This is a genomic window from Alteromonas nitratireducens (assembly GCF_040812025.1).
Taxonomy (GTDB): domain Bacteria; phylum Pseudomonadota; class Gammaproteobacteria; order Enterobacterales; family Alteromonadaceae; genus Alteromonas; species Alteromonas nitratireducens.
In genome coordinates this window covers 1-22,594 of record NZ_JBFNPK010000007.1, presented here as the reverse complement: position 1 = coordinate 22,594, position 22,594 = coordinate 1, and the positions used below count along the sequence as shown (strand labels likewise).

Genomic DNA, 22,594 nt, shown 5'->3' with positions numbered 1-22,594 from the left:
GCAGATCAGCCTCCTGCAAGTTTAGCGGTGATCCCCTTTTCTTGCAGCAGCAGTTTGAGTTTTTCTCGGTCGTCTGTCTGAATCTCAATCGTACCGTTTTTTACTGCGCCACCGCAGCCACACTTTTTCTTCAGAAAACTGCACAAATTTTTGCATTCATCCGGCGCCATGTTAAGTCCGGTAAGGACTGACACGCCTTTACCCTTACGCCCCTTGGTTTCACGCTGAATGCGGACGACGCCGTCCGCCGATACCGACCGCGCGGCGTCGGGTTTAGGTGCATCAATTTTTCCGCCGTCGGTTGAATAGACCAGCCGGTTGTCAGACATGTTCTCTCCTGAAAAACAAATAAAAACAATTTAAATTGTTAATAACACGGGTGAAGTGTATTTATGCGCTACTATAGTAAATGCATCATATCGTAAATAATACTGACGCGTGAACAACAGGTCGAAAAACGGACTCGGGGTGACCAGATGGGTATTGAAACAAAACTGAACAGCGAAGAAACCGCGCTGACCATTGTGATGGATGAGCGCTTTGACTACGCGAAAGTCCAGGATTTTAAAGAAGCCTACAGTGGTTTACCGAACAGTGTCTCCCACATTGCGGTGAATCTGGCAAAAACCGAATACATGGACAGTTCGGCACTGGGGATGCTGCTTAACATGCAAAAGGTGCTGTCAGACAGAAAGCTAACATATTCCATCGAGCAGTGTCGGCCACGCGTGGAGCGTATTCTGCAGATTTCCCGTTTTGATAAAAAATTCACCATAAGTTAAGCAGGCCAGTCAGCATGAAAATTCTGGTTGTTGACGATGAGTCAATAAACCGCACATTACTGGTGCACATGCTGATGCAGGCCGGTTATGACGATTGTCATGAGGCGGCAAGCGGTGAAGAAGCCATTGCCAGCGCTGTAACACTTGCACCGGATTTGGTACTGCTGGATGTGCTGATGTCAGGCATGTCGGGCTTCGAAGTTGCACCGGTGCTTAAACAACAGGCCGGTGGCAGCTATCTTCCTATTATTTTTATTACATCGTTAGACGATAAAGCCAGCCTGGTACGCTGTCTTGAGGTTGGCGGTAACGACTTTGTCACCAAGCCTTTTGACAGTGTTATTCTTACTGCCAAGATACGCGCTCATGAGCGTATCCGTGCCTTGTCTATGCACGTCGAGCAACAAAATCGCGAATTGCGCTTTTACAAACAGGGCGTTGTCCGTGAACACAGTATCGTCGAACATATTTTCAATAATGCGCTGGTCAATCAGTCAGACGTTCAGCAGTACTTTGACTATCATATTTCTCCTGCCACGCTGTTTAACGGCGATGTATTCCTGTGTGCACCCAGTCCGAAAGGCGGTCTGTATTTTCTTGTCGGTGACTTTACCGGTCACGGACTGGCGTCAGCCATCGGTGCCTTACCTGTGTCACAGCGTTTTACTGAAGCAACTGAAAAGGGCATGTCGGTCGCTGAAATTGCGACAGATCTGAATGAATTGCTGGTGAGGTTTTTACCGGTAGATATGTTTTTTGCGGCCATCATTGGTGAAGTGGATATTGAAGGGACCCGCTTTACGGTGTGGAGCGGTGGCATGCCACAGGTTCTGGTCAAATCCAGTGAGCTCGGTGATGTACGTGCTTACCCCTCCGGCCATATGGCGCTGGGGATCCTCGATACGGATGAGTTTGACGCACAGTGTGACAATTTCAGTATCAGTCCGGGGGATACTGTCGTGATGTACACTGACGGCCTGCCCGAAATCAGCAACAGCGACGGGGATATGCTCGACGAGGCTGGGGTGAAATGCTGGGTAAGTCGGGCGTCAGAGATTCGGGCAGATGGACTGTTCCAAAACGCGAAGGCATTTGCCGGTGACGCGGCGTTTTCCGATGACCTGACGATTGTCACCTTCACCAGTCAGCCGCTGCATGCGCTCAGGGCTGACAGCGCGATGTCACCAGTCCCCTTTGATATTCGTATTTCCCTGGACGCCAGACGTATTCGCGAGGTCAATCCCATCGATACGCTGCTGGATCTCGTCAACAACCAGCCCGTACTGAGCGCGGTGCGTTCCGACCTGTTCACCGTGCTGTCTGAAATGTTCAACAATGCTCTGGAACATGGTCTGCTGAAGCTTGATTCTACCCTGAAAAGTGAGCCTGAGGGATTCATTGAATATTACGAAAAACGAGAACGTCTGCTGGCTGAGCTGAGTGAGGGACACATTGATATTTCGCTCTCCTATGACCCTGATACCGCGTCGGTGTGTGTGTCAGTCAGTGATTCCGGCGACGGCTTTGATGTCGATGCGGTCAGGCAGTCTTCGCTGGACAATCCGTTTGGCCGTGGTTTATCACTGCTGGAAGATATCGGGTCTGAGGTATGGCACGATAATGACGGCAGTACGGTTTCGGTCAGGCTAATGCTTACCTGATACGGCGGGATCATGGCGTTCAGGCTTCTCACATTCCTTTAAAGCTGCTACTGTTTTGCCTCTTTTAGCCAGTTATTATCGGCTGGCACGTCTGAATCAGTATCATGGGGTATCGCTATGCTACGCGTTGTGCTCGAATTATTTACGCAGACAAAAACGACAATGTCGTTATCTGCTCACTCGCTGGAACTGGCCACCGCTGCGCTGATGAGTGAAATTATTCGTGCCGACAACAAGACACAGGATGATGAACTGGCCGCATACCGCCATGTGCTGAGTCGTCAGTTTTCCCTGACGGATGACGAACTGGATGCGCTGATGTCTGACGGGCAGGACACAGCGGAAGAAGCGGTCGATTTGGTGCAGTTCACCAAGGTGGTCAATGACCAGTGTCATCAGGATGAAAAACGCACCATTCTGAAAGGCTTATGGCAGGTCGCCTATGCAGATGAAGAGATCGCGCCCATCGAAGAACACACTATTCGTCGAATTGCTGATTTACTGTATTTGCCGCATAGCGTATTTATAAAAACAAAACTTGAAGTAACCGGGGAGTAGCCCTCGCTGCAGATTGCACGGGGCGGAAATAGCGGGTGTTTAGATCAATCAGAAGTGCAGTTGGCGCCATTATCAGTATGGCCGTCATCACCACAACCGCTGTCGTACTGACGGTGTTGGTGACCGAGCATGAAGAACGTTTTATTGTACTGGCAAAACAGCGCGCGCACACCGTGTCGACCACGCTGGTCAGTGAACTTCGGCCGCTACTTGAAAAAGAAGCCTGGAGCGAGCGTGACGTAAGAAACGTGATGTCGCTGGCGGCCAGTGACACCAGCCTTATTGGCATTACCCTGCTTGATGAGGCTTACCAGACGCTAATTACGGAAGACGGTAAGCAGGCTGCGCTGAAAGCACAGGTAGGCTATGACCAGTTAAAACCATCACGCTTTGTGTCAGGCAACGGCATTGAAAATGGCGTACTGGTGTCGGTAGACCGTATTGGCAGCACCGTGTATCCGCTCGGTCATATTATGCTGGTGTTTGATATTGAGGGGCCATTGTCGGCCAGTACCCGTGCACTGGTTATTCGCAGTCTGCCGTTTATCGGCTTGTTCCTTATTCTGAGCCTGCTGGTCTATCTGTATCTGGTCCACCGCTGGTTGTCATCGGTCAATGCCCTTTCAGGTTTTCTGCGCAATGTGAACGATTCAAAAGACTATACCCTGCGTTATCCGGAAAATAAGCAGCGGGAAATTTCTGCGCTGGCACGCAATGTAAACAATCTGCTGGAAACCATGGAGACCGAGCTCACGATAAACTATGAGCAGAACCAGACCCTGGTTGAGCAGCAGCAAACGATGACGCGGCTGGCGAACTATGACAGCCTTACAGGCCTGCCAAACCGGCAATTTGTGATGGATAACCTGAGGCTCGAACTGGCGCGCGCACGCCGGCATCAGGAAGATCTGGTACTGATGTTTTTTGACCTTGATGGTTTCAAAGGCATTAATGATTCGCTGGGCCATGAAACCGGCGACTTAATTCTGATTGAGGTCGCAGACAGGGTAACCACGTTACTGCGTGAGGGCGATTTGATTGCCCGTCTGGGGGGCGATGAATTTATTGTGTTGCCCGACCGGGATACCAGCGATGCCAGTATTCACAATATGGCTGACCGACTTATTTCTGCGTTCAGCGAACCGTTTCAGCTGCGTGGGCTGGCACTGAATGTCGGGATCAGTATGGGGGTGGCCAGAGCCTCAGACGCTGACTATGATCTCAGCCAGCTGATGAGTAACGCCGACCTTGCCATGTACCGCTCAAAAGCCAAAGGGCGAGGGATCTACACTGTCTTCACGCCGGACATGGTCGAGTCTTACAAGCGCAAGCTGTCGATTGCAAACAGTATCGATCAGGGGCTGATGAACAGCGAGTTCATCGTTTATTATCAGCCGAAAATTGGTGGTGATGGTCACATCGTCGGATTTGAGGCGCTGTTGCGCTGGTATCACCCTGAATTTGGCATGGTGATGCCCGGCGAGTTTATCCCCATTGCCGAGCAGGGCGGAAAAATCACTGCGCTGACTCGCTACGTCATTGAGCAGGTCTGCATTCAACTTCCGCTGATTAAACAATGGATGAAGCGACGCTTCAAAGTGGCGGTCAATCTGTCTGGTCACGATTTGCGTGATGCGGCACTTTTTGACTCCATTCATGCACTATTTTTGCAGCATGGTATTAATCCGGAATATATCGAATTTGAAGTGACAGAGTCGGCCTATCTGGAGAACTTTGCGCTGTCCAATAAATTTTTCCGGCGGGTAAGCAACATGGGGTGTGCTATTTCACTGGATGACTTCGGCACCGGTTATTCGTCGCTGAGTTATCTGACACAAATCAGCATTGATACCCTGAAAATTGACCGTCAGTTTATCAGTGAAATTGAAACCTCTGAGCGCAGTCGTCTGGTTACTGGTGCCATTATTGACCTGGCAAAGCGCTTATCCCTGAGTATTTGTGCAGAAGGCATCGAGCATATTGCGCAGTGGGAGTACCTGCTTGATCACGGATGCGACCATGTCCAGGGCTACCTGTTCAGCCGGCCGGTTCCGCTTGAGGAATTGCAGACGCTGCCTAACGTGTTTGATAAAACACAGTTACTGAGTATGCATTAAATCTGTCGTTAATTTGCTACACTAATGCGACGTCCATGGGCGTCGCATTTTTTATTCTATTGAAAAATATAGGGAAAATGTATCTGGTATGGTTCTGGCAATGGACATGGGCAGAGTAACAACGACGCGTGTCGTACTGCTTCGGGATGCGACATGTTTCAGACAGACGGAACACTGAAGGAGCCATATCATGGCACGAATGAACACTCTATATCGGCATGTGCTGCTTGCAGGCAGCGTGCTTTTGCTGTCAGCACTGGCGGCGCGGGCCAGTGCGGGAACTGACCTGATTACGTTGTTGGACAGTGACAAGGACGGTAAGATTTCACTCAAGGAAGCAGTACGTGACGCGGACTTGTTGCAGCGCTTTGGGCATATTGACGAAAATGGCGATGGTTTGCTGACCCGCGATGAGCTTGACGCCGATGACCGGGCGACCGGTAGTGATGTGCAGCAAACAGGCTGAACGGTAACTGTCCCATGTTGCACTACGGTAAACCGGATGTGCGGTTTTCCGGTAAAACGAGGCGAAGTCCGGCATGGTTTCGCCCCCAATTACGAGAACGATACTTGCGAATAGGATCACTTCGACAACTTACCCTGATCAGCTTTGTGCTGGCGCTTATCCCGTTGATCGCGCTGCTCTGGCAAAGTCAGCGTGACCTCACGCTGGTGGGTAACATGACGTCAACCGATACCCGTTATGTGGTTGATGTAGTTGAAAATATGCGTAGTCTGGATGCTATTGCGCTGGACCTGGAACGCAGCATTCGCCAGTATCAGGTGCTTGGCGCCGACCAGGCCGCAGTACTTGCAGACAACGCGCTGGAACAGTTCAGGACAGAGACACAACGTCTGTGCGATGCCGTTGACGCTGACAGTGTCTGCCAGCAGATAAACAACCAGCTTGATACGCTTAGCGCATTCAGGAATCTCGAAGATAGTTTGTTGCTCAACGCGTATCTGGCCACCCTGAATCGTCTGCAAAGCGGACTGCGTGCGGATGTTGACCGGGCTATTCAACGCCGGCTGGATGAGCAGAAAGACGACCTGGCTGCAATGCAGGCAAAACAGGCATGGTCCACAGCGCTGCTGGTTACCGTATCGCTGTTGCTGATTTTGCTAGGCAGCCAGCTTATTGTGAATCCGGTAAAAAAACTGAAAACCATCATTCATATTCTTGCTCAGCAGCAGGGCGAGCTGCCACCTTTGTCAACACAGGCGCCGTCAGAACTGATAGATGTAGAAAAAGAACTGCACTGGCTTTCCGATCGTCTGAACCAGCTCGAACACATCCGCACGGCCTTGCTACGGCACGCGGCACATGAGCTGAAAACGCCACTGGCAAGTATCAAGGAAGGGTGCAGCCTGCTGTCTGAGGATGTGGTGGGAAAACTGAACGACCGTCAGAAAGAAGTGCTGTCCCTGCTGACCGGCAGCACCCAGCGCCTGAGTGTGCTGGTAGAGAAATTACTCGATTACAACCTGCTGCTCCAGCAGGCGCAGCCGACCATGACCGAGGTCAGGCCCGCCGCCATGATTGCTGACTGTCTCGAAGACTACGCGCTGGCCCTGCAGTCGCGCGACGTGATTGTCGACGTGCAGGCCGACACCATTCGGGCTGACGAGGAGCTGCTCAGACGTGTGCTGGATAATCTGGTTTCTAACGCGGTCGCACACGGCGCCCCCGGGCGTCCGATAAATATCTCGGTTTACCTTGCACAGGGGATGGCCGTTGTGGATGTGGCCAACCGTGGTAAGAAAATTGCGCCGGAAACCGCTGACAGTCTGTTCGAGCCATTTATCCGCGGCAGCGAGCCGCGCAACGATAATGTCATTGGTACCGGACTGGGGCTGTCGATAGTGGCCGACTGTGCAAAGTTGATGAAGGGATCCGCCTCGATTGTCGATGTAGACTATGCCGACGTTTGTTTCAGGGTAACAATCAGTCAACAGGAATCTTAAGCATGCGAATTATCGGGCCAGCCATGCTGGCTTTACTGGTGTCCGGCTGTGCGTCATTTCTCTCACCGGGCAATCAAACCACAACGAACTTGCCGGAGAGCCCCACTGACGTGGTGGTGCTGGATGACAACGCGTTTTGTCTGGTGGCAGACGAAACGATGCTGCCTCACAACTGTGATGCCCGTTACTGGGTTGCCTTGTGGGTGAAGGCCGACAATACGGCCTGGCCCGAGCGCAAACGGGCGCTGTCAGCACTCGGTTCAACCCTCAGCGATAAGCTGCACCGGATTATTCTGAGTATACCCGTGGATACGCCTTATCAGGACAGGCTGCGCGCACAGACACTGCTTAACGAAGTGACATCGTCGCTGACACCGCAGGCGCAACGCGTCGCGACCACGTTGCTGGCGCAACCAAACCAGCAAATGCTGGAGTTTGAGTCGGCCATTACGTTACTGAGCCGGGTGAATACCCGACAGGCTAACAGTATTGATGTACTCAAAAACGAGCTGGAACTGCAGCAAAAGAAGCTCGAAGAGTTGTTGCAAATTGAAGCAACGCTGATGGATAAAAGCAGGAGTAATCAGCAATGACAGAACGACAGGCGCCCCATCTCTTACTGGTTGATGATGATAACAGTCTGTTAAGGCTGCTGACCATTCGCCTGGAAGGTGAGGGCTTTCGCGTGACCGCCGTCGAAGACGGTCAGAGTGCACTGAAAAAGGTTCGCAGTGAGTCAATTGATGTGGTGTTAAGTGACTTGCGTATGCCGGGTCTTGACGGGCTTAGCCTGTTCGAGGAAATCACCGGCTTACGACAGGATCTGCCGGTGATTCTGATGACGGCGCACGGCACGATTTCTGACGCAGTAGCGGCAACCCAGCGAGGGGTGTTTGGCTTTCTGACCAAACCGGTTGATCATGATGAGTTGCGCAGCATGCTGAACAAGGCGCTGAGTCAGTCGCAGGCCGCTCAGCCTGGTGACTGGGCGAGCGACATCATCACCCGCTCTCCTGAGATGCTGAACGTACTGGATCAGGCCTACCGGATTGCCCGGCGTGAAGTCAGCGTGCTGATTTCCGGCGCCAGCGGAACGGGGAAAGAGCTGCTGGCAAAAGCTATTCATCAGGCCAGCGACCGTCGCGACAAACCGTTTGTGGCCATTAACTGCGGTGCGCTGCCCGAAAACCTGCTTGAGTCCGAGTTGTTCGGGCACGCGAAAGGCGCGTTCACCGGCGCTGTTCAGGCCAATCCTGGTCTGTTCCGTGAAGCTGACGGCGGCACCCTGTTTCTCGACGAAATCGGGGATATGCCGATGACGCTGCAGGTAAAACTGCTGCGTGCCCTGCAGGAACGGCAAATTCGTCCGGTCGGCAGTGCCAAACATGTGGATATTGATGTTCGGGTAATTTCTGCCACCCACAAAGATCTGCAAAAAGAGATGGAGTCGGGGGCATTCCGGGAAGATCTCTATTACCGGCTGAACGTGGTGAACCTGAAGCTGCCGTCGCTGAAAACCCGCAGCGAGGATATTCCGCTGCTGGCACGTACACTGCTGCAGCAAAGTGCACAGCGTCATAAAGTGAATGTCAGCCAGTTTTCTGATGATGCTATGCAGTTACTGGTGAAGTCAGACTGGCCGGGTAATGTGCGTCAGCTGGTTAACGTAGTGGAGCAGTGTGTCGCGCTGACGCAGACTCCCGTCATTCCGCTGCATCTGGTGGAGCAAGCGTTGTCGTCATGCCGTCAGAGCTGGCCGACACTGACAGAAGCGCGGGATGCCTTTGAACAGCAGTACCTGCACAAACTGCTTAAAATGACAGACGGTAATGTTACCCGTGCAGCTGAACTGGCCGGCAGAAACCGAACCGACATGCACAAGCTGATGAAAAAGCATGAGCTGGAGGCGGGCGATTACCGCGAAAGGGCGTCAGAAGAGAGCTGACTGATCGGGCTGTTGCGGAAAGGTCAGGGCGGGCAGCGCCGCAGTGGGGTAGGCGCTGTTGTACTGACGAATGAACTGGTCTGCCAGCCATGGCGCATCACGGTTATCGGGGCGGTGAAAAAAGATAAACGGCGTGCGGCCTTCACACCGCCACTGGTGAATTTTATCTATCCAGGGTGACAGGCAGCGCAGGTTGTCGTTGTCATTATTGTTGCCGACAAAACGCACGACCGGACGGGAGCCAGTGGCAATGACGTTGACCGGCACCCTCGGTTTTTTAGTCCGGACCTCAGCCGTCAGTGCACTGTCCGACCGGCCACTGAACAATGCCCGCGTATCCATAATAATGCGGTTCGCACCGTGCTCAGCGAGCAGACGGTTGAGGGCGCGTTCCTCATCACCTTTCATAAAAAATGCCAGATGCCGGACTTCCACGGCAACATGCAGATCATCGGGGAGATGGTTCAGAAAACCGGCCAGTGCGGGCAGGTTATCGGGGCCAAATTGCGCGGGTAACTGCAGCAGCATAACGCCGACCTGATGGTACATGGGCGCAAGTAAGTTCAGTTGCTGCGCAATTTCATCCTCACAGTGAATCAGCGCTTTGTGGTGTGAGATAGCCTGATGAAATTTAAACGTGAACAGGAACGACTCGCCGACCGCCTCAGACCACTGCGACAGGGTGGCAGCAGAGGGCAACGAATAGAACATGGTGTTGCCTTCGACACTGTTCATCTGGCGCGCGTAACGGGCCAGTTGCGCACTCTGGTTGCCGCCGAACCAGCACGCCGGCCAGTCGGGATGCTGCCACATTGGCAAGCCAATATACACCGCAGGCAGGGCGGCGGAAGGTTCATGCATTTTTGTCATTGGGCTTTCAAACGCATTTGTTTATACTATGCGGCCTTTATCGTATCACTCAGTTGTTGTGGGCCTGTTTTTACCAGTGATAACCGCACCCCGCAACATCAAGCAAGAAAAATCAGAGGTCAGCGACCATGCGCACGGATTACTGTGGGAATATTGATTCATCCTATATCGGACAAACCGTTACCCTTTATGGCTGGGTAAACAAACGCCGCGATCTTGGCGGTGTGATATTTATCGATCTGCGTGATCGTGAAGGCATTGTCCAGGTGGTGTTTGACCCTGATTTGCCGGAAGTGCTTGAGGTGGCCAACACACTGCGCAGCGAGTTCTGCGTTAAGTTGTCGGGTAAAGTTCGCGCCCGTCCGCAAGGACAGGTCAATAAGGACATGCGCACAGGTGAAGTTGAAATTCTGGGTACTGAACTGGTAGTGATTAACCGGTCTGACGTACTGCCACTTGACTGGAACCAGGAAAACTCCGAAGAGCAGCGCCTGCGCTACCGTTACCTCGACCTGCGTCGCCCGGTTATGACCCAGCGCCTGATGTTCCGTGCCAGGGTTACCGCCGCCGTTCGCCGTTATCTGGAGAACGAGGGTTTTCTGGACATTGAAACCCCGATTCTGACCAAAGCCACACCGGAAGGCGCGCGTGATTACCTGGTACCAAGCCGTACCCATAAAGGTGAATTCTTTGCACTGCCGCAGTCGCCGCAGTTATTTAAACAGCTGCTGATGATGTCCGGTATGGACCGCTACTACCAGATTGTTAAGTGTTTCCGTGACGAGGACCTGCGTGCCGACCGTCAGCCTGAATTTACCCAAATCGACCTTGAAACCACATTCCTGGACGCAGACGGTGTGATGGCCATTACCGAAGGCATGATCCGGGAACTGTTCAAAACCATGATGGACGTGGATCTGGGTGAGTTTCCGCGCATGACCTATGCAGAGGCGATGCGTCGTTTCGGCAGTGATAAGCCTGACTTACGTAACCCGCTGGAGCTGGTGGATGTGGCTGACCTGCTCGAAAGCGTTGAGTTTAAAGTTTTCAGTGGCCCGGCAACAGACCCGAAAGGCCGTGTTGCGGTTATTCGCGTTCCCGGCGGTGCGGGTCTGTCGCGCAAGCAAATCGATGACTACACCAAGTTCGTGGGGATCTACGGTGCGAAAGGACTGGCATGGATCAAAGTGAACGACATCCAGCCTGGTCAGGAAGGCCTGCAGTCGCCGATTCTGAAATTCCTGAGTGAAGACATTACCGATGCACTGATTGCGCGCACGGGGGCAGAGGCCGGCGATATTCTGCTGTTCGGTGCCGATTCAGCGACCGTAGTGACAGAGGCCATGGGCGCGCTGCGTCTTAAGCTGGGTGAAGACTTTAATCTGCTGCAGGGCGACTGGAAGCCGCTGTGGGTAGTCGACTTCCCGATGTTTGAGGAAGTTGACGGAGAGCTTTATGCACTGCACCACCCGTTCACGTCACCGCGCGGAATGACGCCGGACGAGCTCAAAGCTGATCCGGTTAACGCCCTGTCTGACGCTTATGACATGGTGTTAAACGGGGTCGAGCTGGGTGGCGGCTCTGTGCGTATCCACGACCAGGCGATGCAGTCTGCGGTATTCACGATTCTGGGTATCGATGAAGAAGAGGCTCAGAACAAGTTTGGCTTCCTGCTTGATGCCCTGAAATTTGGTGCGCCACCGCATGCTGGTCTGGCGTTTGGTCTGGACCGTCTGGTGATGCTGATGACGGGGGCCAGCTCTATTCGTGACGTGATGGCGTTCCCGAAAACCACCACTGCTGCGTGTCCGCTGACCTCGGCACCAAGCCCGGCTAATCCGCAGCAACTGGAAGATCTGGCAATTGCCACGGTGAAAAAAACGTCCTGATTGTATGGCCTATAAAAAGCCTGAATCCGTGCTGGTGGTGCTGTATGACGACCGCCAGCGCGTTCTGATCCTGCAGCGCCAGGACGACCCGCAGTTCTGGCAGTCTGTAACCGGCGCCCTGGAAGAGGGGGAGTTGCCAGTGGACGCAGCCTATCGTGAAGTCAGAGAAGAAACGGGCGTGCTGCTGAGTCCTGACACCCTGCCGCTGACTGATTGTCAGACAACCAACACCTATGAAATCCGCCCACGCTGGCGACATCGCTATCCGCCCGGTACCACGCACAATACAGAACATGTGTTTTGTGCCTGTATCGACAGTGCACATCCGCTGACGTTAACTGAGCATCTGCGAGCAGAATGGGTCACGAAATCCGAGGCCATCGCGCGATTATGGTCGCCGTCTAACCGCGATGCGGTTGCGCAGTTTGTGCCGGGAGAATAACTATGGTTATACTGGGTATAGATCCAGGTTCGAGGGTGACAGGCTACGGTGTGATTGCCCGTCGACAGGGTAAACTGGTGTATGTCGCGAGTGGCTGTATTCGTGTCGGTACCCAGGATTTAAGTGCCCGTCTGAATAATATATTTATCGGTGTTGGCGACATCATAAAACAGTACCAGCCAGCCCAGTTTGCCATAGAGCAGGTATTCATGGCCCGTAACCCGGACTCGGCACTGAAGCTTGGTCAGGCGCGTGGCGCCGCCATTGTGGCAGCGACACAGTCGGGTCTGGACATTGCCGAGTACTCTGCCCGCCAGATAAAACAGGCGGTGGTAGGAAAGGGCAGCGCAGACAAGACGCAGGTACAACACATGGTCAGGCATTTGCTTGAGCTGAGCGGTACGCCTCAGGCTGATGCTGCTGACGCGCTGGCGGTGGCACTGTGTCACGCAAATACCGAACAGAGCCTGATAAAAATGGCCGGACAGGCGAAGAAAACCGTACGCGGTCGCTTACGCTGAGGCCGGTTAACAACAGAGAAGTAATGCATGATTGGACGAATTCAGGGACAACTGATTGAAAAGCAGCCGCCGGATGTGCTGGTGGACGTAAATGGCGTGGGTTACGAAATCCAGATGCCGATGACCAGTTTTTATCAGTTGCCGGCGGTCGGTGAGACCGTAACGCTGTATACCCATTTCGTCGTACGTGAAGATGCGCAGCTGTTATTTGGTTTTAGCGAAAAAGTAGAACGTGCATTGTTTCGTGAACTGATTAAGGCGAATGGCGTCGGGCCCAAACTGGCGCTGACCATTTTATCCGGCATGTCAGCCTCACAATTTCTTGCAAGCGTGCAGAATGAAGACGTGAGCGCGCTGGTCAGTATGCCCGGCATCGGAAAGAAAACCGCAGAGCGACTGGTGGTTGAACTGAAAGATCGGCTGGAAAAGTTTGGCAAGCAGCAGACCGTGGTGATGCCGGTGGATGGCGAGAAGCCCGGCAATACCCTGGTAGCCGTTAATGATGTACGCGAAGACGCCATGGGCGCGCTGCTGGCACTTGGTTATAAGCCGGCACAGGCGAGCAAGCTGATTGACAGCGTGTATGATGACAACATGGACAGCGAAACCGTTATCCGGGAAGCGCTTAAAGCCGCCATTTAGCAGGTAGCGAGATGATTGAAGCAGACAGACTCATAACCCCGTCAGCCAGCCAGGAAGATGAGGTTATCGACCGGGCGATACGCCCAAAGATGCTGGAAGACTACAGTGGTCAGCCTCATGTGCGCGAACAGATGGAAATTTTTATCCAGGCTGCGCGCAACCGTGATGACGCGCTGGATCACCTGCTGATCTTCGGACCGCCGGGACTGGGTAAAACCACGCTGGCAAATATCGTTGCCAATGAAATGGGCGTGAACATTAAAACCACGTCCGGCCCGGTGCTGGAAAAAGCTGGTGATTTGGCCGCGCTGCTGACGAACCTGGAACGTAACGATGTGCTGTTTATTGACGAAATCCATCGCTTAAGTCCGGTTGTCGAAGAGATCCTGTATCCGGCGATGGAGGATTACCAGCTTGATATCATGATTGGCGAAGGTCCTGCAGCACGCTCTATTAAGCTCGATCTGCCGCCGTTCACTCTGGTTGGCGCGACCACGCGGGCGGGCTCGCTGACATCACCGCTACGTGACCGTTTTGGCATTGTTCAGCGTCTGGAGTTTTATTCGGTAACCGATCTCACGCGAATTGTTGCCCGCAGCGCCAGTTATCTGAATCTGGATTTGGCCGAGGAAGGCGCACAGGAAGTCGCCAGACGGGCGCGTGGAACGCCGCGTATTGCAAACCGGCTGTTACGACGGGTTCGCGATTATGCACAGGTGAAGTCCAGCGGCACCGTGGGTGCTGACGTTGCAGCCAAAGCCCTCGATATGCTGGATGTCGATAAAGAAGGTTTTGACTACATGGACCGTAAACTGCTGACTGCGATTATCGAAAAATTTGACGGTGGTCCGGTAGGGCTGGAGAACCTGGCAGCAGCCATCGGCGAAGAAAAAGAAACCATTGAAGACGTGATTGAACCGTTTCTGATTCAGCAGGGTTTCCTGCAACGCACTCCCCGTGGGCGTATTGTGTCACAACGCGCCTATCTGCATTTCGGGTTTACCCCAACCGATCCCTGATTGTTCTGAAGGCACAAATAAAAAAGCCCGCTCAAAGTGAGCGGGCAAAACAACAAGTGTTGAAGGAAATAAATCCAGGGAACTCATGTCTAACAGGAGATGAATCTCGTGCACATCCTCATCGGAGGTACATGCTGTATGACTTGATGGCGCGTATTATAGAGATAACCTGATCGCTGACAATTGAGGAAAATTGTTTTTTCAGATTAGAAAAAATAATGTGTATAGCGAATGTTAATAATATGATTTTTTCTGGTTAACATCCGCATCTGTCCAGTAAAAACGTGGCGCTCAGTGTGGTTGGGTTTTCCTGTTTTTGCGTTTTTTATGACATCTTTAATTAATTATTTTACGTCGCAAGGGAATATCTATGCATCAGCTCCAGGTCCGGGTTTATTATGAAGATACCGATGCAGGTGGCATCGTCTATTACGCTAACTATCTGAAATTCTGTGAAAGAGCGCGCACAGAATGGCTCAGAGACTTAGGCTACGAGCAGGATAATCTGATGGAACAATCGGTCGCCTTTGTCGTCAAACGCGTTGAGATGCATAACTATGCGCCCGCCCGGTTCAATGAGCTGTTGAGTATTCATAGCCAGGTTGTAGAATTGAAGGGCGCTAGTATGCTGTTCAAACAACAAATAAAAAATAAGGCAGGCGATACCCTGGTTGACGCCGAGGTACTTATCGCCTGTGTCGATCCGGCTACCATGCGAGCCAGACGATTACCAAAAACTTTGCTAGGGGATTTAACGCGTGTCATCTGATCTCACCTTTATCGGGTTATTTTTACAAGCCAGTTTTATTGTGCAGCTGGTCATGCTGTTACTGCTTTCTGTATCCGTGGCGTCCTGGACCTTTATTTTCCAGCGCAGTAAAGCATTGCGCCGCGCGCGTGACGAAATGGTCCAGTTTGAGGATCGCTTCTGGTCAGGCGCTGATCTGAATAAGCTGTATCAGGAGTTATCTGCCCGCGCCAACCTAAGCGGCCTGTCGAGTATCTTCTGTGCCGGATTTAAAGAATTCGTTCGCCTTCGAAAGGGGAATACCAGCACCAATGGCATTGTCGACGGCACTTATCGTGCGATGCGGGTGAGCATGTCGCGTCAGGTCGAAGAGCTGGAAAGCCATTTACCATTCCTCGCTACCGCTGGTTCCATCAGTCCGTATATCGGTCTGTTCGGTACGGTATGGGGTATCATGAATGCGTTTATTGCGTTAGGTGAGGTGCAGCAGGCCACGCTTGCGATGGTGGCGCCGGGCATTGCAGAAGCACTGATTGCCACGGCGATTGGTTTGTTTGCGGCTATTCCGGCTGTGATTGCATATAACCGCTTCAGTCACCAGGTGGAAAAGCTGGAAAACAGCTACGGCAACTTTATGGAAGAGTTTTCGGCTATCCTTCATCGCCAGGCGCTCGCTGCGCAGGCGCAGCAGTAATCCGCACGCGACGCCGCAGGAGGAATCGATGTATATCAGAAAACGCCGTCGTCCGGTGTCAGAGATCAATGTGGTGCCGTACATTGATGTCATGCTGGTGCTGCTTATTATTTTTATGGTTACCGCGCCGCTGATTTCCCAGGGCGTTAAGGTCGATCTGCCAAAAGCCAGTGCCAATCCGATTGAACAGGAAGACACACCACCGCTGATTGCGTCTGTGGATGTGAAAGGCCGCTATTATCTGAATGTGGGCGATAATCAGGACAGTCCGCTGGAACCTGATGAACTCGCCGCGCTGGTGCAGGCTCAGCTACAAAAGTCACCGAAAACCCCCGTGGTTGTCAAAGGCGACGGTCAGGTAGCCTATAACGAAGTGATTCAGCTGATGGTGCTGCTGCAGGGCGCAGGTGTGCCGTCAGTGGGCCTGATGACGGATCCGGTTGACCCTGAATAACAGGAAGTAGCGTTTATGACCGAGTCAGCCGCGTCTGTTTACAAGTCACTGGGCTTACATGCTGTTGTTGCACTGGTGTTGCTAATTAGCGTCAGTTTCTCTGCTGATCCGCTTCCGGCACCGGCAACATCCGCGCCCGTGATCCAGGCAACCTTCATTGATGCGCAGGCTATTGCTGATCAAAAGCGGGCGCAGGCACAGGCCGAAGCGCAGGCCCGCGCAGAGGCTGCAGAGCGGGAACGTAAGGCTCGGGAAGCGGCCGAGCGAAGACGCCAGAAAGCGCTGGCAGACAAGCGTGCGCGCGAGAAAAGAGAGGCCGAGGCGGCTGAGCGTAAGCGTCAGCAGGAGCTGAAGCAACTGGCCGCGCAGAAAGAGAAAGAACGCAAAGAACGTGAAGCGCGTGAGAAAGCCGAAGCCGAGCAAAAACGCAAAGAAGCCGAGCGAAAAGCCGAAATGGACAGAATTTTGCAAGAGCAGCTAAAAGCGGAACAGCAGGCGCAGGCGGCAAGGCGTCGACAGCAGGTGCTGACGGAAGTGGAACGGTATCAGGCGCTGATCCAGCGAAAAATCCAGCAGAACCTGTATGATTATGAAAGCTTCAAAGGCCAGCGTTGCAGAATACGGATCCGTCTGGCGACGACCGGCTTTGTAACAAGCATACGTATTCTGGGTGGTGATGATGCGCTTTGCCGGTCGGCCGAGAGTGCAGTAAGACGGGCAGAAACCATGCCCATCGAGGGGGCTGCGCCGGACGTATACGAAGAAATCAAAGACGTTACAATAATAATGGAACCTTAGCAGTATGACAGATTTCAAAACATGGCTCGTTGCACTGGTCCTGGTCTTTAGCAGCCGGGCATTTGCATCACTGGAAATTGTAATCACTGAAGGGGTGGATTCTGCGCGGCCTATCGGTATTGTGCCCTTCAAGTGGCGCGGAGAAGGTCCGTTACCCGGTGAGCTGTCTGACGTGATCATGGCGGACCTGATGCGGAGCGGAAAGTTTAATCCGATGGACCCGGCAGACATGCCGCAATACCCGGCGACTGACGCTGACATTGACTACACCGCCTGGGCAAGTACCGGCGTCGATACCGTGCTGGTAGGGTCTATTGAGATGCAGTCGGTTGACCGTTACCTGGTGTCATACGAACTGATAGATGTACTGAAAGGGCAACTGACCGGTGGTCAGTCACGCGTATTAAAGGATGGCCAGCTGGTAGAGGCCCGTGATCACGTGATTGCGTCGCGCCAGGCTGTCATTAACGGTAGTGACTTTCGTCAGTATGCGCATCGCATCAGCGATGTAGTGTATGAAAAACTGACCGGAGTTCGCGGCGCGTTTCTTACCCGGATTGCCTATGTCATTGTGCGTGATCGCAAAACCCACGACTTGCCTTATCAACTGGTCATTGCTGATTACGACGGTGAAAACGAGACCCGGCTGTTGTCCTCTCCGGAACCGCTGATGTCGCCGTCGTGGTCACCGGACGGTGAAAAGCTGGCGTATGTGAGTTTTGAAAACCGTCGGCCGCAAATCTATATTCAGGATATCTATACCATGGAACGTACGCGCATGACGGACTTCCCCGGTATTAACGGTAGCCCTGTGTTCTCGCCGGATGGAAAACAACTGGCGATGGTGCTGTCCAAAGACGGCAACCCTGAGCTGTATATCATGGATATTGCGACCAAAAGTTTGCGCCGGATCACGCGAAACCGTGCCATTGATACCGAGCCAGCCTGGACGCCAGACGGCAAGAGTCTGATATTTAGCTCGGAACGGGGTGGTAAACCACAGATTTATAGCGTAAATTTAGCATCAGGGAAGGTGAGACGTGTCACCTTTGTTGGCGAACAAAATCTGGGTGCTACGGTAACACCCGATGGAAAAGAACTGGTACTGGTGAACCGCACTAACGGGGATTACCATATTGCCCGGCAGTCGCTGGACGACGGCGCACCCCAGGTACTGACCAGAACTTATCTGGATGAATCGCCGAGCGTGGCGCCGAATGGAAGCATGATTATATACAGCACGTTGCACGGAGATACTCAGGTATTATCGCTGGTATCCCTCGACGGGCGTTTTAAAGCCAGGTTGCCAGCAGCCAATGGACAAGTGAAGTCGCCAAGTTGGTCACCATTTTTGTTCTAAAACACTTACGTAACGATAAATAAATATAAGGATTAAGAGGATGCAAATGAATAAAGTAATGAAAAGCTTCATTATCGCCTTGCCAGTGGTGACCATGATGGCCTGTTCTTCAGGTCCGAGTGAAGAAGAACTGGCGGCAGAACGCAACCGTATGGCGCAGGAGCAGGCAGAAGCCGAGCGTAAAGCGCAGATGGAAGAAGAAGCACGTGTGAAAGCGGAAGCTGCTGCACGCATGAAGCGTCAGGAAGAAATGGTTCAGCAGGAAAAAGCTGCTCTGCAAAACGAACAGACTGTTTACTTCGACTTTGACCGCTCTAACATCAAGCCTGAATTCCAGGCGCTGCTGGACAAGCACGCTGAGTTCCTGGTTAAGCAGCCGGGTCAGACCGTGGTTATCCAGGGTCACACTGACAGCCGTGGTACGCCAGAGTACAACATCGCGCTGGGTGAGCGTCGTGCACAGTCAGTTGAAACTTACCTGATGAATGCGGGCGTTAGTGCGAGCCAGATTTCAGTTGTATCTTACGGTGAAGAGAAGCCTGCCGTAACCGGGTCTACTGAATACGCCTTTGCTCAGAACCGTCGCGCAATTATTGTTTATCAGTAATGGCTAAACGGGTGAAGAAAACCACACAGGGCGTCGCCGTTGGCGCCGCCCTTGTTGTTTCAGCGGCGGTATTTGCGCAGGCGCCGGTTTATGATGTGAACGGTGGCGGCGAACTCGAACAGCGTGTTGTCGTGCTAGAGCGTATGGTCAAGAGCCGTACTGAAATGCAACACCGGTTACAGCAGCAGCTGGATACCATGCAGGCCGAAATCGATCAGATTCGGGGCGCGGTTGAAGTTAACACCAACGAATTGCAAAAGGTGCTGGAACGTCAGCGTGAACTTTACCTGGAAATCGATAAGCGGGTAGAGGCACTGAAGCAGAGCGGCGTGATGGTTGAGCAGCCTGTATCAGGCCAGACTCAGACCAGTACGCAGGTTACGCCAGCAGCGCCGGCAACGGCTGCCAGTGAAAGCGAGGCGTACGACAACGCGGTGAATCTTATCCTGAAGTCGCGCGAGTACGACAAAGCCATTCCGGCCTTTCAGTCGTTCATTGAGCGATTCCCTGACAGTGAGTATGCTCCTAATGCGCACTACTGGCTGGGGCAACTGCTGTTTAACAAGCAGGCCTGGGATGATGCGAAAGTGCAGTTCGAGGTGGTGGCGAATCGCTTCACCGATTCGAGCAAGCGCCCGGATGCCCTGTTAAAGCTTGGTGTGATTGCCGAGCGCCAGGGGAACAGTGCGCAGGCACGAGCATTATTTCAGCAGGTGCTGTCTGAATATCCGGACTCATCGGCAAGCCGGCTTGCAGAATCGCGATTAAATTAACGTTTTAAAAAACCTCTCTGACGAGAGGTTTTTTATTTTGGGCTGTTTTTTGCTTTCTAAGCGTAATTTACGTTGATTTTACATTCTGAGTGTTGCTGAACTGACCGTCTTGGTCTAATTTTGAGCGTTCAGGCTTTTTTTGACATAAAAGTGAAAATAAAACGTCTTTTTGGGTTGCACGCGGCGAGGAAATAAGTAATATATGCCGCCGTTGCCGAGGCACTGGCAACACAGAAAAACAAGAGATTGTGGGTCGTTAGCTCAGTTGGTAGAGCAGTTGACTTTTAATCAATTGGTCGCTGGTTCGAATCCAGCACGACCCACCACTTTCTCTCTTCTGTTTTTCACCATTGGTGCGGGTCGTTAGCTCAGTTGGTAGAGCAGTTGACTTTTAATCAATTGGTCGCTGGTTCGAATCCAGCACGACCCACCATCTCCTCTCAATGCACCAATTTACTCCAGAACTTATACAAACCGATATGCTTGCGCAGGATTTGAACCAGCGAGGCTGTTCGACAATGGCGCGCATGCGACATTGAACGCGCTTCAGCGCGGCCCGCAGGGCGAAGGGCGCCGCAGGCGACCGAGTAATCCAGCACGACCCACCATTTCCTCCCAATGCACCGATGTACCCCAGAACTTATATAAACTGATATGCTCGCGCAGGATTTGAACCAGCGAAGCTGTTCGACAATGGCGCGTATGCGACATTGAACGCGCTTCAGCGCGCTGTACTTGCCCTATCTTATTTCTGATCTGTCGCAGGGAATTTTTGGTACTAAACACCGTCTAACATCCAACCGTTACTGATGCACCTGTGAGTGTGTAATTTTTATGACAGTTGGGTATAATTCCCGCCCTTATTATTGGTCTAGTAGGTATCCTGATGTCTGTAGCACGTAGAGTGGATCAAATTGATTACCCGTTTCCGGCCAAGCCAGAGCCGTTGTCGTCTGAGCGTAAGCAGGAACTGAAGTCTGAAATTAAAGCCCTGCTGAAGGCCAACAATGCGGTAATGGTGGCGCACTACTATACCGATCCCGAAATTCAGGCACTGGCAGAAGAGACCGGAGGCTGTGTTGCTGACTCACTCGAAATGGCGCGTTTTGGCCGCGATGCCAAAGAGCAAACCCTGATTGTTGCAGGCGTGCGCTTCATGGGTGAAACAGCGAAAATCCTCAGCCCTGAAAAAACCGTGCTGATGCCAACGCTCGAAGCAACCTGTTCACTCGACTTAGGCTGCCCTGTGGATGCCTTCAGCGCGTTTTGTGATGAGCACCCTGACCACACTGTGGTTGTGTACGCGAACACCTCTGCCGCCGTTAAAGCGCGTGCAGACTGGGTGGTTACATCCAGCATCGCGCTGGAAATCGTTGAGCACCTGGACGAGCAGGGCAAAAAAATTATCTGGGGGCCAGATCGTCACCTGGGTAGCTATATTGCCAAACAGACCGGCGCTGACATGCTGATGTGGCAGGGTGAATGTATCGTCCATGACGAGTTCTCTGCACAGAAGCTTAAAGACATGAAGGCACTTTACCCGGACGCCGCTATTCTGGTGCATCCTGAGTCACCGGCCAGCGTAGTAGAAATGGCCGACGCAGTGGGCTCTACCAGCCAGTTGATTAAGGCCTCTCAGACCATGGATAACGATACGTTTATCGTGGCAACAGACCGCGGCATTTTTTATAAGATGCAACAACTGACGCCATCAAAGACGTTCATCGAAGCGCCAACCGGCGGTAATGGTGCCACGTGCCGCAGCTGTGCGCACTGTCCGTGGATGGCTATGAATGGTCTGGAAGCAATAAAGAGCGCCCTGACAGAGCATGCCAGCGCGCACGAAATTCATGTGGATGCATCGCTGCGTGAAAAGGCATTAATCCCATTGGATCGTATGCTGAGCTTTTCAGCGGCGTTAAAACAGAAGCAGGTACAAAGCGCCTAATAATTCGACAGTTGTTGATTTTTTCCTGCTTACTTCTTGATAAAGCGCGCGGGTTTACCTACTATACGCGCGCTCGGGAGTTTCCCGACACAATCCGGAGAGATGGCTGAGTGGCTGAAGGCGCACGCCTGGAAAGTGTGTATACGTTAATAGCGTATCGAGGGTTCGAATCCCTCTCTCTCCGCCAAATACCTTAACTACCTGATAGTTAAGAAAAAGACCATAAAACAAGTAGTTATGTCAGCCCCACGTTGTGCAGGTGGTACAGTGGGGTGGTACAGATGAACCTTATGGCTCAACCTTGGAAACATCCTAAAACTAAAGTTTACTACTGTAGACGTTCAGTACCTAAAGACATTAGAAAGGCATTCGGCAAAACCGAAGTTAGGCGCTCACTTGGAACAAAAGTATTGTCCGAGGCTAGGCGTTTGTACCCATCTGTCTATGAATCCATATCCTTAGAGTTTGAGAGTTGTAAGCGACAACTTGACGTTGAGCGTTCTCTTGTTGAACGTAAGTCCTCAAATCCAGACTCTTTGACTCGAAAAGACATTAGTGTGTTGAGTGCTCGCTATTACAATAGAGAGCTTAAACGTATGCACGAGTCTGGTTCACTTACAGGCTTTACTGACATCGCTAAGTACGACCTCATGCTTGTGAGGCTAGGGCAGTGGTCAGAAATAGGGGTTCTACCCAGATTTTACGGACACATCCATAAAGAGGCATACTATGCCTAGAAGGAGTGTCTATGACCAAGCGAAGAAAATATTCCCCAGAGTTTAAGCGCGAAGCCGTTGCTTT

At 52.4% G+C, this 22,594-nt stretch carries 24 protein-coding genes and 3 tRNA genes; 25 read left to right on the top strand and 2 right to left on the bottom strand.

Annotation, left to right across the window (positions count from 1 at the left end):
- Positions 1–5 precede the first annotated feature (5 nt).
- Entirely contained in the window at positions 6–329 is a 324-nt protein-coding gene (locus AB1N33_RS08095) for an SUI1 family translation initiation factor (protein WP_411271041.1), read from the bottom strand.
- A gap of 147 nt (positions 330–476) precedes the next feature.
- Here AB1N33_RS08095 and AB1N33_RS08090 point away from each other — a divergent pair, with 147 nt between their 5' ends.
- The 8 genes from AB1N33_RS08090 (at position 477) to AB1N33_RS08055 (ending at position 9,028) form a co-directional block, all read left to right on the top strand.
- A complete protein-coding gene (locus tag AB1N33_RS08090) occupies positions 477–782 on the top strand; it encodes an STAS domain-containing protein (protein ID WP_411271040.1) in 306 nt (101 codons plus the stop codon).
- 14 nt (positions 783–796) lie between these two features.
- Entirely contained in the window at positions 797–2,443 is a 1,647-nt protein-coding gene (locus AB1N33_RS08085; RefSeq protein WP_411271039.1) for an ATP-binding SpoIIE family protein phosphatase, read from the top strand.
- Between the two features lie 162 nt (positions 2,444–2,605).
- Positions 2,606–3,001 carry a tellurite resistance TerB family protein gene (locus tag AB1N33_RS08080; RefSeq protein ID WP_411271038.1) on the top strand — a complete coding sequence of 132 codons (396 nt, stop codon included), beginning with the start codon at positions 2,606–2,608 and terminating at the stop codon, positions 2,999–3,001.
- Between the two features lie 35 nt (positions 3,002–3,036).
- Positions 3,037–5,118 carry a putative bifunctional diguanylate cyclase/phosphodiesterase gene (locus tag AB1N33_RS08075; RefSeq protein ID WP_411271037.1) on the top strand — a complete coding sequence of 694 codons (2,082 nt, stop codon included), beginning with the start codon at positions 3,037–3,039 and terminating at the stop codon, positions 5,116–5,118.
- Positions 5,119–5,308: 190 nt separating this feature from the next.
- Positions 5,309–5,584: an EF-hand domain-containing protein gene (locus tag AB1N33_RS08070; RefSeq protein WP_411271036.1), complete on the top strand. Its 276-nt coding sequence runs from the start codon at positions 5,309–5,311 to the stop codon at positions 5,582–5,584.
- A gap of 104 nt (positions 5,585–5,688) precedes the next feature.
- Positions 5,689–7,083: a sensor histidine kinase gene (locus tag AB1N33_RS08065; protein ID WP_411271035.1), complete on the top strand. Its 1,395-nt coding sequence runs from the start codon at positions 5,689–5,691 to the stop codon at positions 7,081–7,083.
- A gap of 2 nt (positions 7,084–7,085) precedes the next feature.
- Entirely contained in the window at positions 7,086–7,676 is a 591-nt protein-coding gene (locus AB1N33_RS08060) for a YceK/YidQ family lipoprotein (protein ID WP_411271034.1), read from the top strand.
- Positions 7,673–9,028: a sigma 54-interacting transcriptional regulator gene (locus AB1N33_RS08055; protein ID WP_411271033.1), complete on the top strand. Its 1,356-nt coding sequence runs from the start codon at positions 7,673–7,675 to the stop codon at positions 9,026–9,028. The genes AB1N33_RS08060 and AB1N33_RS08055 overlap by 4 nt, the downstream gene beginning before the upstream one ends.
- Here AB1N33_RS08055 and AB1N33_RS08050 read toward each other — a convergent pair.
- Positions 9,014–9,898 carry a DUF72 domain-containing protein gene (locus AB1N33_RS08050; protein WP_411271032.1) on the bottom strand — a complete coding sequence of 295 codons (885 nt, stop codon included), beginning with the start codon at positions 9,896–9,898 and terminating at the stop codon, positions 9,014–9,016. The two genes, AB1N33_RS08055 and AB1N33_RS08050, sit on opposite strands and share 15 nt — an antisense overlap.
- Positions 9,899–10,026: 128 nt before the next feature.
- Between AB1N33_RS08050 and aspS the strand changes: the two genes are divergently transcribed.
- The 17 genes from aspS to AB1N33_RS07965 all read left to right on the top strand — a co-directional run bounded on the left by aspS (position 10,027) and on the right by AB1N33_RS07965 (position 22,530).
- Positions 10,027–11,787 carry an aspartate--tRNA ligase gene (gene aspS, locus AB1N33_RS08045; RefSeq protein WP_411271031.1) on the top strand — a complete coding sequence of 587 codons (1,761 nt, stop codon included), beginning with the start codon at positions 10,027–10,029 and terminating at the stop codon, positions 11,785–11,787.
- 4 nt (positions 11,788–11,791) lie between these two features.
- On the top strand, positions 11,792–12,229 hold the full coding sequence (gene nudB / locus AB1N33_RS08040; RefSeq protein ID WP_411271030.1) for a dihydroneopterin triphosphate diphosphatase: 438 nt from the start codon (positions 11,792–11,794) through the stop codon (positions 12,227–12,229).
- Positions 12,230–12,231: 2 nt separating this feature from the next.
- Complete coding sequence (ruvC, locus tag AB1N33_RS08035; RefSeq protein ID WP_411271029.1) at positions 12,232–12,750, top strand: crossover junction endodeoxyribonuclease RuvC; 519 nt, start codon at positions 12,232–12,234, stop codon at positions 12,748–12,750.
- Between the two features lie 27 nt (positions 12,751–12,777).
- Positions 12,778–13,392 (top strand): Holliday junction branch migration protein RuvA, encoded by a 615-nt coding sequence (gene ruvA, locus AB1N33_RS08030; RefSeq protein WP_411271028.1) that lies wholly within the window; start codon positions 12,778–12,780, stop codon positions 13,390–13,392.
- 11 nt (positions 13,393–13,403) lie between these two features.
- The gene (ruvB, locus tag AB1N33_RS08025) at positions 13,404–14,411 is read left to right on the top strand and encodes a Holliday junction branch migration DNA helicase RuvB (RefSeq protein ID WP_411271027.1); all 1,008 of its coding nucleotides are present in this window, start codon (positions 13,404–13,406) and stop codon (positions 14,409–14,411) included.
- Between the two features lie 370 nt (positions 14,412–14,781).
- Positions 14,782–15,180: a tol-pal system-associated acyl-CoA thioesterase gene (gene ybgC, locus AB1N33_RS08020; RefSeq protein WP_411271026.1), complete on the top strand. Its 399-nt coding sequence runs from the start codon at positions 14,782–14,784 to the stop codon at positions 15,178–15,180.
- A complete protein-coding gene (tolQ, locus tag AB1N33_RS08015; RefSeq protein WP_411271025.1) occupies positions 15,170–15,853 on the top strand; it encodes a protein TolQ in 684 nt (227 codons plus the stop codon). The genes ybgC and tolQ overlap by 11 nt, the downstream gene beginning before the upstream one ends.
- A 28-nt stretch (positions 15,854–15,881) precedes the next feature.
- Positions 15,882–16,307 carry a protein TolR gene (gene tolR / locus AB1N33_RS08010; RefSeq protein ID WP_411271024.1) on the top strand — a complete coding sequence of 142 codons (426 nt, stop codon included), beginning with the start codon at positions 15,882–15,884 and terminating at the stop codon, positions 16,305–16,307.
- Between the two features lie 15 nt (positions 16,308–16,322).
- Positions 16,323–17,105 carry a cell envelope integrity protein TolA gene (gene tolA / locus AB1N33_RS08005; protein WP_411271023.1) on the top strand — a complete coding sequence of 261 codons (783 nt, stop codon included), beginning with the start codon at positions 16,323–16,325 and terminating at the stop codon, positions 17,103–17,105.
- 4 nt (positions 17,106–17,109) lie between these two features.
- On the top strand, positions 17,110–18,465 hold the full coding sequence (tolB, locus tag AB1N33_RS08000) for a Tol-Pal system beta propeller repeat protein TolB (protein ID WP_411271022.1): 1,356 nt from the start codon (positions 17,110–17,112) through the stop codon (positions 18,463–18,465).
- A 40-nt stretch (positions 18,466–18,505) separates the two neighbouring features.
- Positions 18,506–19,072 carry a peptidoglycan-associated lipoprotein Pal gene (gene pal, locus AB1N33_RS07995; protein ID WP_411271021.1) on the top strand — a complete coding sequence of 189 codons (567 nt, stop codon included), beginning with the start codon at positions 18,506–18,508 and terminating at the stop codon, positions 19,070–19,072.
- The gene (gene ybgF, locus AB1N33_RS07990) at positions 19,072–19,845 is read left to right on the top strand and encodes a tol-pal system protein YbgF (RefSeq protein WP_411271020.1); all 774 of its coding nucleotides are present in this window, start codon (positions 19,072–19,074) and stop codon (positions 19,843–19,845) included. The genes pal and ybgF overlap by 1 nt, the downstream gene beginning before the upstream one ends.
- Positions 19,846–20,095: 250 nt before the next feature.
- A tRNA-Lys gene (locus AB1N33_RS07985) sits at positions 20,096–20,171 on the top strand.
- Between the two features lie 31 nt (positions 20,172–20,202).
- Positions 20,203–20,278: transfer RNA gene (locus tag AB1N33_RS07980), tRNA-Lys, on the top strand.
- A gap of 453 nt (positions 20,279–20,731) precedes the next feature.
- Entirely contained in the window at positions 20,732–21,793 is a 1,062-nt protein-coding gene (gene nadA / locus AB1N33_RS07975; protein WP_411271019.1) for a quinolinate synthase NadA, read from the top strand.
- A gap of 96 nt (positions 21,794–21,889) precedes the next feature.
- A tRNA-Ser gene (locus tag AB1N33_RS07970) sits at positions 21,890–21,980 on the top strand.
- A 94-nt stretch (positions 21,981–22,074) separates the two neighbouring features.
- On the top strand, positions 22,075–22,530 hold the full coding sequence (locus AB1N33_RS07965) for a DUF6538 domain-containing protein (protein ID WP_411271018.1): 456 nt from the start codon (positions 22,075–22,077) through the stop codon (positions 22,528–22,530).
- Positions 22,531–22,594: the final 64 nt, after the last annotated feature.

Coding starts and splice junctions, on each gene's coding strand:
- AB1N33_RS08095 (WP_411271041.1), bottom strand. CDS start 329: ATGTCTGACAACCGGCTGGTCTATTCAACCGACGGCGGAAAAATTGAT.
- AB1N33_RS08090 (WP_411271040.1), top strand. CDS start 477: ATGGGTATTGAAACAAAACTGAACAGCGAAGAAACCGCGCTGACCATT.
- AB1N33_RS08085 (WP_411271039.1), top strand. CDS start 797: ATGAAAATTCTGGTTGTTGACGATGAGTCAATAAACCGCACATTACTG.
- AB1N33_RS08080 (WP_411271038.1), top strand. CDS start 2,606: ATGTCGTTATCTGCTCACTCGCTGGAACTGGCCACCGCTGCGCTGATG.
- AB1N33_RS08070 (WP_411271036.1), top strand. CDS start 5,309: ATGGCACGAATGAACACTCTATATCGGCATGTGCTGCTTGCAGGCAGC.
- AB1N33_RS08060 (WP_411271034.1), top strand. CDS start 7,086: ATGCGAATTATCGGGCCAGCCATGCTGGCTTTACTGGTGTCCGGCTGT.
- AB1N33_RS08055 (WP_411271033.1), top strand. CDS start 7,673: ATGACAGAACGACAGGCGCCCCATCTCTTACTGGTTGATGATGATAAC.
- AB1N33_RS08050 (WP_411271032.1), bottom strand. CDS start 9,898: ATGACAAAAATGCATGAACCTTCCGCCGCCCTGCCTGCGGTGTATATT.
- aspS (WP_411271031.1), top strand. CDS start 10,027: ATGCGCACGGATTACTGTGGGAATATTGATTCATCCTATATCGGACAA.
- nudB (WP_411271030.1), top strand. CDS start 11,792: ATGGCCTATAAAAAGCCTGAATCCGTGCTGGTGGTGCTGTATGACGAC.
- ruvC (WP_411271029.1), top strand. CDS start 12,232: ATGGTTATACTGGGTATAGATCCAGGTTCGAGGGTGACAGGCTACGGT.
- ruvA (WP_411271028.1), top strand. CDS start 12,778: ATGATTGGACGAATTCAGGGACAACTGATTGAAAAGCAGCCGCCGGAT.
- ruvB (WP_411271027.1), top strand. CDS start 13,404: ATGATTGAAGCAGACAGACTCATAACCCCGTCAGCCAGCCAGGAAGAT.
- ybgC (WP_411271026.1), top strand. CDS start 14,782: ATGCATCAGCTCCAGGTCCGGGTTTATTATGAAGATACCGATGCAGGT.
- tolR (WP_411271024.1), top strand. CDS start 15,882: ATGTATATCAGAAAACGCCGTCGTCCGGTGTCAGAGATCAATGTGGTG.
- tolA (WP_411271023.1), top strand. CDS start 16,323: ATGACCGAGTCAGCCGCGTCTGTTTACAAGTCACTGGGCTTACATGCT.
- tolB (WP_411271022.1), top strand. CDS start 17,110: ATGACAGATTTCAAAACATGGCTCGTTGCACTGGTCCTGGTCTTTAGC.
- pal (WP_411271021.1), top strand. CDS start 18,506: ATGCAAATGAATAAAGTAATGAAAAGCTTCATTATCGCCTTGCCAGTG.
- ybgF (WP_411271020.1), top strand. CDS start 19,072: ATGGCTAAACGGGTGAAGAAAACCACACAGGGCGTCGCCGTTGGCGCC.
- nadA (WP_411271019.1), top strand. CDS start 20,732: ATGTCTGTAGCACGTAGAGTGGATCAAATTGATTACCCGTTTCCGGCC.
- AB1N33_RS07965 (WP_411271018.1), top strand. CDS start 22,075: ATGAACCTTATGGCTCAACCTTGGAAACATCCTAAAACTAAAGTTTAC.